The organism is Priestia koreensis, from assembly GCF_022646885.1.
GTDB classification, from domain to species: Bacteria; Bacillota; Bacilli; order Bacillales; family Bacillaceae_H; genus Bacillus_AG; species Bacillus_AG koreensis_A.
In genome coordinates, this window is sequence record NZ_CP061868.1 from 1,124,744 (window position 1) to 1,138,843 (window position 14,100).

The 14,100-nt window shown below is 40.7% G+C and carries 16 protein-coding genes; 11 read left to right on the top strand and 5 right to left on the bottom strand.

The annotated features are described in order from the left end of the window. Positions 1–2: 2 nt before the first annotated feature. The 4 genes from IE339_RS05545 (at position 3) to IE339_RS05560 (ending at position 4,339) form a co-directional block, all read left to right on the top strand. The gene (locus tag IE339_RS05545; RefSeq protein ID WP_053399750.1) at positions 3–980 is read left to right on the top strand and encodes an alpha-ketoacid dehydrogenase subunit beta; all 978 of its coding nucleotides are present in this window, start codon (positions 3–5) and stop codon (positions 978–980) included. A 107-nt stretch (positions 981–1,087) separates the two neighbouring features. Next, positions 1,088–2,422 (top strand): dihydrolipoamide acetyltransferase family protein, encoded by a 1,335-nt coding sequence (locus IE339_RS05550; protein WP_242174322.1) that lies wholly within the window; start codon positions 1,088–1,090, stop codon positions 2,420–2,422. Positions 2,423–2,425: 3 nt separating this feature from the next. After that, positions 2,426–3,838 carry a dihydrolipoyl dehydrogenase gene (gene lpdA / locus IE339_RS05555; RefSeq protein ID WP_053399752.1) on the top strand — a complete coding sequence of 471 codons (1,413 nt, stop codon included), beginning with the start codon at positions 2,426–2,428 and terminating at the stop codon, positions 3,836–3,838. A gap of 264 nt (positions 3,839–4,102) precedes the next feature. Continuing rightward, positions 4,103–4,339, top strand: a complete 237-nt coding sequence (locus tag IE339_RS05560; RefSeq protein WP_053400098.1) for a hypothetical protein — start codon at positions 4,103–4,105, stop codon at positions 4,337–4,339. A gap of 39 nt (positions 4,340–4,378) precedes the next feature. On the opposite strand, the gene IE339_RS05565 is transcribed toward IE339_RS05560, so the two are convergent. Next, on the bottom strand, positions 4,379–5,890 hold the full coding sequence (locus IE339_RS05565) for a glycine betaine uptake BCCT transporter (RefSeq protein WP_242174325.1): 1,512 nt from the start codon (positions 5,888–5,890) through the stop codon (positions 4,379–4,381). Positions 5,891–6,048: 158 nt separating this feature from the next. Next, positions 6,049–6,381: a hypothetical protein gene (locus IE339_RS05570; protein WP_242174327.1), complete on the bottom strand. Its 333-nt coding sequence runs from the start codon at positions 6,379–6,381 to the stop codon at positions 6,049–6,051. Between the two features lie 249 nt (positions 6,382–6,630). On the opposite strand from IE339_RS05570, the gene IE339_RS05575 reads away from it, so the two are divergent. Continuing rightward, positions 6,631–7,668 carry a M23 family metallopeptidase gene (locus tag IE339_RS05575; protein WP_242174329.1) on the top strand — a complete coding sequence of 346 codons (1,038 nt, stop codon included), beginning with the start codon at positions 6,631–6,633 and terminating at the stop codon, positions 7,666–7,668. Between the two features lie 8 nt (positions 7,669–7,676). Here IE339_RS05575 and IE339_RS05580 read toward each other — a convergent pair whose 3' ends face one another. Next, positions 7,677–8,066: a DUF1885 family protein gene (locus tag IE339_RS05580; protein WP_285846487.1), complete on the bottom strand. Its 390-nt coding sequence runs from the start codon at positions 8,064–8,066 to the stop codon at positions 7,677–7,679. Positions 8,067–8,357: 291 nt separating this feature from the next. On the opposite strand from IE339_RS05580, the gene IE339_RS05585 reads away from it, so the two are divergent. Next, a complete protein-coding gene (locus IE339_RS05585) occupies positions 8,358–8,477 on the top strand; it encodes a GapA-binding peptide SR1P (protein ID WP_053399757.1) in 120 nt (39 codons plus the stop codon). Between the two features lie 44 nt (positions 8,478–8,521). Here the strand turns inward: IE339_RS05585 and IE339_RS05590 are convergent, their stop codons facing one another. Then, positions 8,522–9,997 (bottom strand): aminotransferase class I/II-fold pyridoxal phosphate-dependent enzyme, encoded by a 1,476-nt coding sequence (locus IE339_RS05590; protein WP_277933948.1) that lies wholly within the window; start codon positions 9,995–9,997, stop codon positions 8,522–8,524. 295 nt (positions 9,998–10,292) lie between these two features. Between IE339_RS05590 and IE339_RS05595 the strand changes: the two genes are divergently transcribed. Both IE339_RS05595 and IE339_RS05600 read left to right on the top strand, forming a co-directional pair. Beyond that, positions 10,293–11,249, top strand: a complete 957-nt coding sequence (locus IE339_RS05595) for an NAD(P)H-dependent flavin oxidoreductase (RefSeq protein ID WP_242174333.1) — start codon at positions 10,293–10,295, stop codon at positions 11,247–11,249. Positions 11,250–11,271: 22 nt separating this feature from the next. Further along, positions 11,272–11,544: a UPF0223 family protein gene (locus IE339_RS05600; RefSeq protein ID WP_053399760.1), complete on the top strand. Its 273-nt coding sequence runs from the start codon at positions 11,272–11,274 to the stop codon at positions 11,542–11,544. Between the two features lie 51 nt (positions 11,545–11,595). Here IE339_RS05600 and IE339_RS05605 read toward each other — a convergent pair whose 3' ends face one another. After that, entirely contained in the window at positions 11,596–12,234 is a 639-nt protein-coding gene (locus IE339_RS05605) for a YktB family protein (protein ID WP_242174337.1), read from the bottom strand. Positions 12,235–12,481: 247 nt separating this feature from the next. Here IE339_RS05605 and IE339_RS05610 point away from each other — a divergent pair, with 247 nt between their 5' ends. From IE339_RS05610 to IE339_RS05620, 3 genes are all read left to right on the top strand, one after another. Next, entirely contained in the window at positions 12,482–12,673 is a 192-nt protein-coding gene (locus tag IE339_RS05610) for a hypothetical protein (protein WP_053399762.1), read from the top strand. 133 nt (positions 12,674–12,806) lie between these two features. Further along, positions 12,807–13,610 carry an inositol monophosphatase family protein gene (locus tag IE339_RS05615; RefSeq protein WP_242174339.1) on the top strand — a complete coding sequence of 268 codons (804 nt, stop codon included), beginning with the start codon at positions 12,807–12,809 and terminating at the stop codon, positions 13,608–13,610. Next, positions 13,610–14,065: a GNAT family N-acetyltransferase gene (locus IE339_RS05620; protein ID WP_242174341.1), complete on the top strand. Its 456-nt coding sequence runs from the start codon at positions 13,610–13,612 to the stop codon at positions 14,063–14,065. Before IE339_RS05615 ends, IE339_RS05620 begins: the two co-directional genes overlap by 1 nt. The last annotated feature ends 35 nt before the right edge of the window (positions 14,066–14,100 follow it).

Below are 14,100 nucleotides of genomic sequence, written 5' to 3' on the forward strand. Positions count from 1 at the left end.
CCATGGCGCAAATGACAATGATTCAGGCTATCACTGATGCGTTACGCACAGAATTAAAAAATGATGAAAACGTGCTAGTTTTCGGTGAAGATGTTGGCGTAAACGGCGGGGTATTCCGTGCGACTGAAGGCCTTCATCAAGAATTCGGTGAAGATCGTGTATTTGATACACCTCTTGCTGAATCTGGTATTGGTGGTCTTGCAATTGGTCTTGCTACACAAGGCTTCCGTCCTGTACCAGAAATTCAATTCTTCGGTTTCGTATACGAAGTAATGGATTCAATTTCTGGTCAAATGGCTCGTATGCGCTACCGTTCTGGTGGTCGCTGGACGGCTCCAATTACTGTACGCTCTCCATTCGGTGGTGGTGTACATACACCTGAACTACATGCAGACAGCTTAGAAGGTCTTGTAGCTTCTCAACCTGGTCTAAAAGTAGTTATTCCTTCAAGCCCTTACGATGCAAAAGGACTTTTAATTTCATCTATCCGTGATAACGATCCAGTTATCTTCTTAGAGCACATGAAATTATACCGTTCTTTCCGTGAAGAGGTACCTGAAGAAGAGTACACAATTCCATTAGGAAAAGCAGAAGTAAAACGTGAAGGTTCTGACCTTACAATCGTAACTTACGGTGCAATGGTTCATGCTTCATTAAAAGCTGCTGAAGAGCTTGAAAAAGATGGTCATTCTGTAGAAGTAATCGACCTACGTACGATTCAACCTTTAGATATCGAAACGATCGTAGCTTCAGTTGAAAAAACTGGTCGTGCCATCGTTGTTCAAGAAGCACAAAAACAAGCTGGTATCGCTGCTAACGTAGTAGCTGAAATCAACGACCGTGCGATCTTAAGCTTAGAAGCTCCAGTATTACGTGTAGCTGCACCTGATACTGTATATCCATTCACTCAAGCTGAGGGAGTATGGTTACCAAACCATAAGGATATCGTAGAAACTGCGAAAAAAGTTTTAAACTTCTAATTTAAGTTAAGCATGTTTGACTATAGAAAAATCAGCAGAATTGCTGATTTTTTCTACAGTCATTTCTCATAATGTTAGGAAAGTACACACTAGGAGGTTGAAGACACTTGTCATTCGAATTTAAACTGCCAGATATCGGTGAAGGTATTCACGAAGGTGAAATTGTAAAATGGTTTGTGAAACCTGGAGATGAAATTGAAGAAGACGATGTACTTGCTGAAGTACAAAATGATAAAGCTGTAGTAGAAATTCCTTCTCCTGTTAAAGGAAAAGTATTAGAATTAAAAGTGGACGAAGGAACTGTAGCAGTAGTTGGACAAGTTATCGTTACATTTGATGCACCTGGTTACGAAAACTTAAAATTCAAAGGTGACGATCACGACGACGAGCCTAAAGAAGAAGCACAAGTTCAAGCAACTGCTGAAGCTGGTCAAGACGTAGCTAAAGAAGAAGCACCGAAACAAGAAGCGAAAGCTGAAACTGGTGCAGGCGCTCAAGCTCAAGCAGACGTTGACCCTAACCGTAAAGTAATCGCTATGCCTTCAGTGCGTAAATTAGCTCGTGAAAAAGGCATCGATATCAAAGCGGTTCCTGGTACTGCTAAAAACGGCCGCATCACAAAAGAAGACGTTGAAAACTTCGTAGCTGGCGGATCTGCTGCACCTGCAACTGAAGCACCTGCTGCTAAAGAAGAAAAAGCAGAAACGAAAGCTGCTGCAACGGCTATTCCTGAAGGTGAATTCCCAGAAACTCGTGAGAAAATGAGTGGTATGCGCCGTGCAATCGCTAAAGCGATGGTTAACTCTAAGCACACAGCTCCTCACGTAACGTTAATGGACGAAATTGATGTAACGAAACTTGTTGCACACCGTAAAAAATTCAAAGAAGTTGCTGCAGAGCAAGGTATTAAATTAACATTCTTACCTTACGTTGTTAAAGCGTTAACTTCTGCTCTTAAGAAGTTCCCAGCTCTTAACACTTCTATCGACGATGCAACAGACGAAATCGTGCACAAGCACTATTACAACATCGGTATCGCTGCTGATACTGAAAAAGGTCTATTAGTACCTGTTGTAAAAAATGCTGACCGTAAGTCTGTATTCTCAGTTTCTAATGAAATCAACGAACTTGCCGGTAAAGCTCGTGACGGTAAATTAGCTCCTGCTGAAATGAAAGGTGCTTCTTGCACAATCTCTAACATCGGTTCTGCTGGTGGTCAATGGTTCACTCCAGTTATCAACCATCCAGAAGTAGCGATCTTAGGTATTGGTCGTATCGCTGAAAAACCAGTTGTGCGCGATGGCGAAATTGTTATTGCTCCAGTATTAGCGCTATCTCTAAGCTTTGACCACCGTATGATCGATGGTGCTACAGCTCAAAATGCGCTTAACCACATTAAACGTCTATTAAATGATCCAGAATTATTATTAATGGAGGGGTAAAAAATGGTAGTAGGAGATTTCCCAATTGAAACTGATACTCTAGTCATTGGTGCGGGTCCTGGCGGATATGTTGCAGCAATTCGTGCAGCACAATTAGGACAAAAAGTAACAATCGTAGAAAAAGCAACGCTTGGTGGGGTTTGCTTAAACGTTGGATGTATTCCTTCAAAAGCACTAATCACTGCAGGTCACCGTTTCGAAAACGCGAAGCATTCTGAAAACATGGGGATTAAAGCTGAGAACGTAACAGTTGATTTCTCTAAAGTTCAAGAATTCAAAGGCGGCGTTGTTAAAAAACTTACTGGCGGTGTTGAAGGCCTTCTTAAAGGTAACAAAGTAGACATCGTTCGTGGTGAAGCTTACTTCGTTGACAATGAAACAGTACGTGTAATGGATGAAAATTCTGCACAAACATACAAATTCAAAAACGCTATCTTAGCAACAGGTTCTCGTCCAATCGAGATCCCAGGATTCAAGTTCTCTAAACGCGTTCTTGACTCTACTGGTGCTTTAGCATTACAAGAAGTTCCGAAAAAATTAGTTGTAATCGGTGGCGGTTACATCGGTACTGAGCTTGGTACTGCATATGCTAACTTCGGTTCTGAAGTAACATTTGTTGAAGCTGGCGAAGACATCCTTTTAGGCTTCGAAAAACAAATGAGCTCACTTGTAAAACGTAACCTTAAGAAAAAAGGAAACGTTGAAATTCACACTAAAGCAATGGCTAAAGGTGTGGAAGAAACAGAAAACGGCGTAAAAGTTACGTTTGAAGTAAACGGCGAATCAAAAGTAGTTGAAGCTGATTACGTTCTAGTAACAGTTGGACGTCGTCCAAACACAGATGAGCTTGGTCTTGACCAAGTAGGCGTGAAAATGTCTGATCGCGGTGTGATCGAAATCGACAACCAATGCCGTACATCTGTAAGCAGCATCTATGCGATCGGGGACATCGTTCCTGGACCACCACTTGCTCATAAAGCATCTTACGAAGGTAAAATCGCTGCAGAAGCAATCGCTGGTGAAGCATCTGAAATCGACTACCTTGGAATTCCTGCTGTTGTATTCTCTGAGCCTGAACTTGCATCTGTTGGTTATACAGAAGCTCAAGCAAAAGAAGAAGGCGTTGCAGTTACAGCTGCTAAATTCCCATTCGCTGCTAACGGACGTGCACTTGCACTTGACGCTGCAGAAGGTTTCTTAAAAATTGTTACTCGCAAAGAAGATGGCGTTGTAATTGGTGCGCAAATCGCTGGTCCAAATGCTTCTGACGTAATCGCAGAGCTTGGTCTTGCAATCGAAGCTGGAATGACAGCTGAAGATATCGCATTAACAATTCATGCTCATCCAACTCTTGGAGAAGCGACAATGGAAGCTGCTGAAGTAGCACTAGGTAGCCCAATTCACATCGTAAAATAATGATTATTTTAGAGGACCTATCCTATGGATAGGTCCTTTTTTGTGTTAGCGAACCAATTTCTTTTACCGTTTCTTCTCAGTTTTCATTCTAAGAGCTTAGAATAGTAACTGAGGAATTAGGGTCAATTTTGGCATGAATCGCTCTCATTCCCTCGCTATCCAGCATTATAGGGGATATTAGCTGAAAAGAAACGTGATAAAAATGGTCAAGCTGCATAAGATAGAAAAAAGCGGCTACCGAAGAGTGGTGAGGGTATGAAAGGAATGAACCTATTATTACTGTGCATTCATTTAATACTATGGAGTGGATATTCCTTCGTTGAGTATCTGTCAAATCGAGATAAATTGTCATCGAAAGTCATTTTATTTGTTGTGTTTGGGTATGTGGCTTATTTAATTGCTGAGCGCTTAATTGAACGTAAACGAACCGCACTATTTGTTACGATCTTAATTTTGGGGAGTTTTTTCGGATGTCAAAAAATTTTATGGATGGTCTTTTAACAAAAAAGATGTGCCAACGATTAGTCGGCACATCTTTTTTTATTTATTATTTACTGGTCGTTTTTCACCTTTAAATGCCTTTATGAGCGAGAATACGGCGAGTATTAATACAATTGAGAACGGCAAGGCGGCTATGATGGAAGCCGTCTGCAAGGCCTCTAATCCTCCTGTTCGAAGAAGAACAATCGCTGTTAAGGCTTGGATGATACCCCAAACTAATTTTACTGTATTCGGCGGGTTCAATGATCCTCGTGTTGTTTGCATTCCGAGTACAAATGTAGCCGAATCGGCAGATGTAATAAAGAATGTTGCAATTAAGATGATCGCAATAACAGATAAAATCGTTCCCATCGGAAGCTGTTGAAGCACATAGAACAACGCAACTTCGGTTCCTTTATCACTCATTACTTCAAACACCGGGAGCTTTTCGAAGTAATCAAGGAAAATAGCGGATCCTCCGAACGTAGAGAACCAAAGTCCCCCTAAAATAGTTGGAACGGCTAATACACCAATTAAAAATTCTCGAATTGTACGTCCTCGAGAAATACGGGCAATAAATGTTCCAACGAATGGAGCCCAAGAAATCCACCATGCCCAATAGAAAATAGTCCAATCTTTAATCCATGTATTATCTTGATCAAATGGAGTTAGTCGGAAACTCATAGATGGCAGGTATTGAATATAACTACCGAGCGTTGTAACAAACAGATCCATAATAAAGTTGGTTTGGCTTGCAAATAGTACGACAAGCAGAAGAACAATCGCAATGATAACATTTAAGTTACTTAAGTACTTAATTCCTTTGTCTAGGCCACTTTTTGCTGACAGAAGAAACAGTAATGTTACGACAATGATAATAATAAGCTGTGTCGTAAAGTTATTTGTGATGGGTGAAATATAAGACAACCCACCGCTAATTTGAATAGCTCCCAGACCTAAAGACGTTGCTACACCGAAGATCGTTGCAAATACCGCAATAAAGTTAATGAAGGTTCCTAAACCACCATCAACACGATCACCAAGAAGCGGGCGTAAAATGTTACTAATTAATAGCGGTGCGCCTTTTCTAAATTGGAAATAAGCTAGTGCAAGGGCTAAAACGGAGTAAATGGCCCAAGGGTGTAATCCCCAGTGGAAAAATGAATAGCGCATGGCGGTACGCGCAGCATCAGCTGTGCCACCGTCCCCTGCTGGTGGTACGTGGAAATGACTAATCGGCTCCGAAGCTCCCCAGAATACTAAACCAATCCCCATTCCGGCACTAAAGAGCATAGCGAACCAGCTTATGTAACTGTATTCAGGTCTCTCATCATCTTTACCTAAACGAATGCTTCCGTAACGGGAAAAAATGAGGAATAAGACAAAAATAACAAAGATACTTCCTGCTAATAAATAATACCATCCAAATTTATCAACGATAAACGTTTGAATCGCATTTGTAACAGATCCTAAGCTTGCACTTCCTAAAGTTGCTTCAGGTAATGCCCCCCAAATAATGAATAGAACCGTTACAACAATTGAAATCCAAAATACTGAACTTACCTTCTTCATTCAAAATCTCCTTTCGACATGTTAACCTTATCTTAGCTTTTGTGAACGTTGAAAATTTATTCACAAATTCAGTCCAGACAAGACAGTTACCCATTTAAACATAAATCAAAACGTTTGTCGACCGTTCAATATGGAAAAAGAGCCAATAAGTCAATGACTTATTGGCTCTTTTGTCGGGAAAAACCAAAAAATTTTGATGCTAAATATGTAATGGCTAAAAGTAAAACAAAATGCCCCAAAGTCGAGAGTAGGAAAGGCGTCAGCTTGAATGTGATGCTTTCATTAAAGTAAGAGTGAAAAGCAACAGTTGCAGTCTGACCGTCTGGTACGGACGTCTCTGAAAAACTTTTTTCAACAAAGGGAAAAGGTGAGCCAAAATGAGCTGTCGTATGCACGGTTGGGTGTTGAACGTGAGCTTTAAAAATAAACGGTGTGCAATAGGTGTAAATCAAGCTGATCACGCCAAGAATTAGTAGGGTTTTTCCTTTCATTTGAACCTCCTGTAGAACAATCCACTGCAATCATAAGCGCTTATGATGCTCGCTATTTGTACGTATAAAGGTACATCTCATGTGTAGCAGATGTTAGTCGTATTTATTTTATCATGTTTTTAAGACAAGTTTGTACATTTTTCGCATAACGTTTGTCATGGCTGGCGATACTAAGAAGTAAATTTTTAGTGCTTTTTCTAAATGTACGCAGGCTTTTAGTTAGAAGAAAGCGAGGAGGGGAGCAGCACGTTGAAAACAAAATGGATCGGAATTGGTATCATGATATGCATCGTTACGTTTTTATCACTATATTGGATGGAGAAAAAAGACGAAAGTTCCGCAACGGTTCAAGAATTGCCTATCCAATACTTTAAAGAAGAGCCTTATATCCCGCTACAGTCAATGATCAATTATCTTCAAGGTTCCTTTCACTATGATAAAGTGAATCGTCAACTGACGATGCGCGTTGATCATAATTCGTATGAGCTTACGGAGAAGATTCCGGTTGTAGTTAAAAACGGAGTGTATATTCCCTTTCAACGAGATAATATTCTCTATCGAAATCGTCAAGTGTATGTGCCCATTGATTTTATGGAAACGGTATTAAATCGTGAAGTGACACTACGTGCTGATCATGCGGAAGTAATGCCAGCAACTGCGTCAACTTCTATTGACAGTATTCCAGCGAAAAAAGAGATGATCACGATAAATGAAGTCAAGAACAAGCTTTCAGAGCTTTCAACACCGATTCACGGAGCTCAGGCGGATACATATTCCTCTCATCTCCCTGGTGCGAGAAGGTGGTATCGAAATGATTTTCATGAAGGTCTTGATTGGTACGGCTATTCGTCTGGTATCACCATTTCAAAGAAAACACCGGTTTATGCAATGGGAAACGGTAAGGTAGTTCGAGTGGATCACGATTATAAAGGGTATGACTCAGAGATGCAACGTGAAGCTGACCTTGCGATTTGTCAGACGATTGGTCACACACCACAGTACATTTTGGATAAGCTACGTGGTCGACAGGTATGGATTCAATATGAGAACGGGGTACAAGCGCGATTTGCCCATTTAAGCACCGTATCGAATTCTCTTCAAGTAGGGGATGAGGTATCAAACAAAACGCTGATTGGACTCGTCGGCAATAGCGGCACGAGCGGTGAAGTAAAACAAGACCAATCAGAGACTCATCTACACGTGGATTTACTCGTTTACAATCGCTTGTTTTGGAAGGGACTAACGCAAGAACAAGTGAAAGAAGTCATTAAAACAGCGTTCAAATAGGTACAGATCTAGAAAGACATGATCCGGCCGTTAAATAATTGAAGCTGCCCTTTCAGCTTTTTGGCTAAAAACTTTGCCAACTCATTTGCCTTTCCTTTATCGCCATGCGTGGCCTTAGAAGGAAGGGCAATTTTTATGGCGGCTGTTTCATCGGTCACCGTAATGTCTAGCAGAATGGAATAGTATTGTGGAAGCGTTCCTTTTAAATAAAGAGATGATTCTGTTTCCATTACTTTATAGGGAAAACCGGTTTGTTCATATTCCCAGTTTAACTGCTGCCCCGTCTTTGTTAAAAGGGTTTCATAATAAGTCAGCCATGTTTTTAACTCTTCAAACGTAATGCTCTTTTGTGTGGATGTAGACGTTAAATGAATATAAGAAATATGTTCCACGTCCATTTCCTCCTTCATTCTGTACTTTTTCACTTGCTAGCGTGACAGATCTTGATGAGGTGTTTTCAGTCTATCACTGAGTAAAGAAGTGCATCAAATGTTTTACCAGAAACTTTATCATATTCCTCCTATTGATTGATTATGACTCTAAATAGGTTATATTATTATTTTAAATAAGTTATACTAATTGTGGTTGACAATTCAAAAGTGCCATAATATTATAATAACAAAGAAAATAAAAGCGTTTTCAAAAAGGGTAATCATGTTTAAATTATGAATGATAAAGGGGAGTTGGCCGTGGGAACAATTATTTGTCAGGGATGCAACTGTACGATTGATCATTTTGAAGATGAAAAGGTTACAACGCTATACGGACGATGTCAGGGATGCGAAGAAGGAATCGAAATTCCAGAATAATAGAATGAAAGAAGCGACCTGATGATAGGTCGCTTCTTTTTGTCTTAACGAATAGCTTTGTGCTCCTTGATAACACGAAGAGATTGCAACGTGAAATCTTCGGGTCCTTGAACGGGTAAGCCAGCTTCAAGGTTTTCTTGAATATAAGCCAAGTTATCTTCTGTAATAATTTCACCGGGAATAAAAATAGGAATGCCCGGTGGGTACACCATAACAAATTCCGCAATGATACGCCCTGCAGATTCTTCAATTGGAACAATTTCCGTCTCTGCATAAAATGCATCACGAGGAGTTAAAGCAAGTACAGGAATATCCGGAAGCATCACCGATACAGGAAGATGGTTATCAGATAAATGGCTGAACTCTTCAGAGAGAGAAGTGAGCGCTCGCACGAGTAATTCGATATCGCCTTCTTGGTCACCTGGTGTGACGATACATAAGATATTGTAGAGATCAGACATTTCTACTTCAATATTGTAATGCTCACGTAACCACTTCTCTACTTCATAGCCAGTGATACCAAGTTCGCGTACGGATACAATCAGCTTCGTTGGATCTAAATCGAAGGTCGCTTCCGTACCAAGAATTTCAGTTCCGACACAGTGAAGATGATGAATCTCATTAATCTGTTTTCGTGCTTCTTCTGCCAAGCGAATGGCTCTTTCTGCTAGTGCATGTCCTTCTGTTGCCAAGCGCTTTCTTGCAACGTCTAGTGATGCGAGCAGCAAATAAGAAGTTGACGTCGTGGTAAGCATGCTCAAAATACTTTGAATGCGAGACGGAGAAACAAGGCCTTCTCGGACATTTAAGATCGAGCTTTGTGTCATTGACCCGCCCAGCTTGTGCACGCTTGTTGCGGCCATATCTGCACCAGCCTGCATCGCAGAAAGGGGCAGTTTATCATGAAAATGAATATGAACGCCGTGTGCTTCATCGACAAGAACGGGAACGTGATAAGAATGAGCCACTTCCACAATTTTTTGTAAATCACCGGCAATGCCAAAGTAAGTAGGGTTAATGACTAATACCCCTTTAGCATCTGGATGCTGCAGTAATGCTCTTTGAACGGCTTCAGGCGTCATCCCGTGTGAGATTCCTAGGTTCGGGTCGACTTCTGGATGAATGAACACAGGTGTAGCTCCTGAAAATACGATGGCACTCATAACAGATTTATGCACGTTGCGTGGAACGATAATTTTATCTCCAGGGCCACATACTGACATGACCATGGTCATAATCGCACCGCTCGTCCCTTGAACAGAGAAGAATGTATGATCAGCACCGAATGCCTCAGCAGCTAAATCTTGGGCTTGTTTAATAATGCCCTTTGGCTGATGAAGATCATCGAGTGGTTGAATATTAATTAAATCGATCGATAATGCATTTTCACCAATAAATTCTCGAAATGTTGGATCCATCCCAGCTCCCTTTTTATGACCAGGAATATGGAATTGTGTAGGATTTTTTTTCGCGTGTTCTACAATGCCGGAAAATAACGGCGTATCAAATTGAGAAGACAACTTTGCTATCCACCTCTTTACATCAAAATAATTCCGCTTTTAACGGTTGACTTTTATGCCCGTTTTATCGTATTTTTATACGTTTTTTATTGAAAGGAAAGTCATAAAACAAATGAATTATAGCACTTATTCCCTTGATTGCATAGCTAAATTTTTAATGGGCAAAATGTGACATTCATTCAGTTGAAGAAACGAGAAGAAACGCACGAAATGGTGGAAGGAAAGCCGAGTAGAATGAACAATCAAAGGAGGTTTTTTTTAGGAAAAGGAGAACCTAATAAAATGAGGTGATGATATGAAGTGGGAAACAAAAATTACGAGTTTGCTAGGAATTGATTATCCAATTATTCAAGGGGGGCTAGCTTATTTAGCTTATTCCGATCTTGCTGCAGCTGTTTCAAATGCCGGAGGACTAGGACAAATTACAGCGATGTCTCTTGAGACACCAGATGACCTCCGTAAGGAAATTCAAGCTGTAAAGAAAAAAACGGATAAACCATTTGGTGTAAACTTCGCAATTGGACAGCACGGTCGTCCTTTTCAACATATGTTAGAGGTAGCGATTGAAGAAGAAGTTCCCGTTGTGACGATGACAGGGGGAAATCCAGCACCGATCTTTGAACAAATGAAGGGAACGGTTAGTAAGAAGCTCGTACTTGTCGCGGCGAGAAGACAGGCTGAAAAGGCGGAAGAGCTTGGAGCTGATGCGGTGATGGTAGTCGGACAAGAAGGCGGTGGACACCTAGGTCGCCAAGATACGAGTACGTTTGTATTGATTCCTCAAGTAGTTGACGCTGTTTCAATTCCTGTAATCGCCTCAGGAGGCATCGGAGACGGAAGAGGACTAATGGCAGCATTAAGCCTTGGAGCAGAAGGAATTGAGATGGGAACGCGTTTTATTGCAACAAAAGAATGTGTACATGCGCATGATTTGTATAAGCAGGCTCTTGTCAATGGTCAAGAATATGATACAGTAGTGATTAAGCGCTCGCTTGGTGCCCCTGCGAGAGCCGTATCCAACGAATGGACGGATCGCATTTTAGCTTTAGAGGCAGAAAAATCGACTTACGAGCAGTTAAAAGAGTACATAAGTGGTGAAGCTAATAAACGATACATCTATGACGGCCAGCAGAAGGAAGGGTTCGCCTGGGCCGGTCAAGTAATGGGATTAATAAAGGATGTACCAAGCGTTGAGGAATTGTTTCAGCGGATGATGAAAGAAGCCGAGCAGATTCGTGTGCGCTGGAATTAGTTGAGAGACGGAGTGAGATTATATGGAGTATCAATATCCGATAGCGATTGATTGGGCAACAGAAGAAATTATTGATGCTGTACAGTTTTTTGAAGCGGTAGAACGAGCTTATGAAAAGGGAATGGATCGCGATGAGCTGATGAGCTTATACCGACGATTTAAAGAAATTGTTCCGAGTAAATCTGAAGAGAAGAAAATTGATAAAGAATTTGAAGAAGAAAGTGGATACTCTACGTATCGCGTCATAAAAAAAGCAAAAGATGCGGCAAGTGGAGACTTTATTAAAATGAAATAATGGGTATGAACAACAGGCGCCTTCATAATTGAAGGCGCCTGTTGTTGATTGTTATGAAAGAACCTTCGTTTTTGCAAGGTCATACAAAGGCTGAAGCGTTTTAAAGCTATTATCTATAAGTGCAAGCCACTCCTCGCCGCTCATTGACACGGCATCTTCTGCAGAAATGGTTCGACCACATAAAATTTCCGCTTTTTTCACCGTACCCAAACGCTCGAAAAGCGTTTTAAGATCGTGATCCGTCATTTGGCTCATCGGCAATACCTCAGGCTTCGTATGATCTTTGGACCACACAAAAGTCTCAGGAATTTGCTGTGTAATGTTGTTTAAATGCGCAAGAAGCGTTTTGGAATACTCACCTTTAATAGGTGCTTCATAAATCACAGCAAACCAAATAAAAACATGCGATTCCCAAAGTCCGATTTGAAAGTGTGGCATCATTTTATACCCACGCTTATTTGGCGCAAACGCTACCCACGTATCTTTTGGGGGATTAATGGTGCGACGTGCGTGCTTGGCTACGTGGTAAAACATTTCGTCTCCTACCATTGATGAGAGTGTTGGCGCAAAGTGTTGACCAAGCTCTTCAAGCTTTGGACGTATGTGCGTCTTTAAAGCATCCATTCGCTCATCTAATCCATCTACTGTAAATACATTAAAATCGTCTTGTGTAAACCCGTTGAACGTCATATATACCTCCAGTTGTGTATCAAACATTGGTTTGATTTTATCATAGAGACGATGTCTTTCTCATGTTTTTTGATCTGACCCTCAGAGCTTGTCACAATTCGTCTATTAATTTTTCTATAGGTAATCACACAATTTAGTTACAGGATTTTTGGTTTCGTCATACACTAGTAGAAACAAAATATCTGAAAATTTAGTTTATTAAAGACAAGGTGAAAACAATGAGAATTTATGGAAGGAGTGTATGGAAATGAAGCAAGTGGTGAATATGTATAAAAAAGGGGACGGAAATCGACGACTTGCGGTGCTTCGATTGGAGCTCGATTATGAACTTGCAACGCTCTATGATGCTATGGTTGAAAATAATGAAGACAAAAAACGAGAAACGAAACAAAAACTGGAAAGAATTCGCCAAGAATGGATGAGGCTTCAGAATGCATGACTGTTTGAAAAAAGCGAACCTTTCCACCAAAGGGTTCGCTTTTTTGTGTGAACGCGTTTACTTGATTTCTTGTTCCATTTTTCTATACACTACAAATAGGTATATTCTTATCCTTTGAGGAGGCTTTACAACCATGCTGTCAAATTTAGAAACGATCTATACATACGCAGAAAAATGGGTGAGAGAAGCAGGAGAATTAATTAAACAATCATTTAGCAAAGAGCTTCTAATTCAAACAAAGTCAAATCCAAATGATTTGGTTACTAATATGGATAAAGAAGTGGAGCAATATTTTATTAAGCATATTCGTGAAACGTTTCCAGAGCATCATATTCTTGGTGAAGAGGGGTACGGTGAAAAATTAGAGTCTACTGACGGAACGATTTGGATCATTGATCCGATTGATGGAACGATGAATTTTGTTCATCAGCAGCGCAACTTTGCGATTTCCGTGGGTATTTATGTCGATGGAGTAGGAGAAATCGGTTTTATTTATGATGTCATTCACGATGAGTTGTACCATGCGCGTAGAGGGCAAGGCGCCTACATGAACGATATTGAGCTTCCAAAGCTTGAGCCTGTTTCAGTAAAAGAAGCGATTCTTGCTTTAAATGCAACATGGGTAACAAAAAACTTCCGTATTGACCCTAGCGTGCTATCACCGCTTGTCACAGCGGTACGTGGAACACGCTCATACGGCACAGCGGCCATTGAACTTGCTTACGTTGCTGCAGGGAGATTGGATGCTTACATCACTCCTCGATTAGCTCCTTGGGACTTTGCAGCTGGCCTCATTTTAATTAATGAAGTAGGCGGGGTAGCAACTAATTTTGAAGGAACAGAAGTCGATTTATTAAAGCAAAATAGCATCTTTGTTGGGAAGCCAGAACTGCATAAAGAAATTTTAGAGAACTATTTTAAGAAAGCTTCACGGTAATGCTTGCTTCAAAACTTCTTCAAAGGCAACACCTGCCTTTCTTTCAGAAAGTTGTGTCAGAAAGCCCAGAGTGGCAAAGCGAAGAGTGTAATGAAGATCAGTTAGAGGGATATTTGAAGAGGTATGAGATGCTTGCAGGAGAATGGTGCATATGGTTCGACGATCGAGAGCCAATTGGCATCACGTTTGGCGTCGAATGGGTTCCTTCTAATGAAAAAGCATGGATTGGAACGATCTTAATTGCTGAAAGTAAACGAAGGCAAGGATACGGACAGGCCATTATAGGTGAGATGGTGAAAAATTTTACAAACGAGCAGCATGATGTTTTGTTTGCGGGCGTGCCGATTGAAAAATTATCGTGGATCCACTTCTTATCTTCGTGCGGATTTGAACAATTTAAGGTGGAAGAGGATGAAACCAAAAAAACATTTATGATAATGGTTCATCCCCTATAAAAAAAGTCCTCTGCATGAGGACTTTTTTTGACGGC

Coding starts and splice junctions, on each gene's coding strand:
- IE339_RS05615 (WP_242174339.1), top strand. CDS start 12,807: ATGCTGTCAAATTTAGAAACGATCTATACATACGCAGAAAAATGGGTG.
- IE339_RS05580 (WP_285846487.1), bottom strand. CDS start 8,066: ATGGACGTGGAACATATTTCTTATATTCATTTAACGTCTACATCCACA.
- IE339_RS05595 (WP_242174333.1), top strand. CDS start 10,293: ATGAAGTGGGAAACAAAAATTACGAGTTTGCTAGGAATTGATTATCCA.
- lpdA (WP_053399752.1), top strand. CDS start 2,426: ATGGTAGTAGGAGATTTCCCAATTGAAACTGATACTCTAGTCATTGGT.
- IE339_RS05620 (WP_242174341.1), top strand. CDS start 13,610: ATGCTTGCTTCAAAACTTCTTCAAAGGCAACACCTGCCTTTCTTTCAG.
- IE339_RS05605 (WP_242174337.1), bottom strand. CDS start 12,234: ATGACGTTCAACGGGTTTACACAAGACGATTTTAATGTATTTACAGTA.
- IE339_RS05560 (WP_053400098.1), top strand. CDS start 4,103: ATGAACCTATTATTACTGTGCATTCATTTAATACTATGGAGTGGATAT.
- IE339_RS05610 (WP_053399762.1), top strand. CDS start 12,482: ATGAAGCAAGTGGTGAATATGTATAAAAAAGGGGACGGAAATCGACGA.
- IE339_RS05570 (WP_242174327.1), bottom strand. CDS start 6,381: ATGAAAGGAAAAACCCTACTAATTCTTGGCGTGATCAGCTTGATTTAC.
- IE339_RS05565 (WP_242174325.1), bottom strand. CDS start 5,890: ATGAAGAAGGTAAGTTCAGTATTTTGGATTTCAATTGTTGTAACGGTT.
- IE339_RS05600 (WP_053399760.1), top strand. CDS start 11,272: ATGGAGTATCAATATCCGATAGCGATTGATTGGGCAACAGAAGAAATT.
- IE339_RS05545 (WP_053399750.1), top strand. CDS start 3: ATGGCGCAAATGACAATGATTCAGGCTATCACTGATGCGTTACGCACA.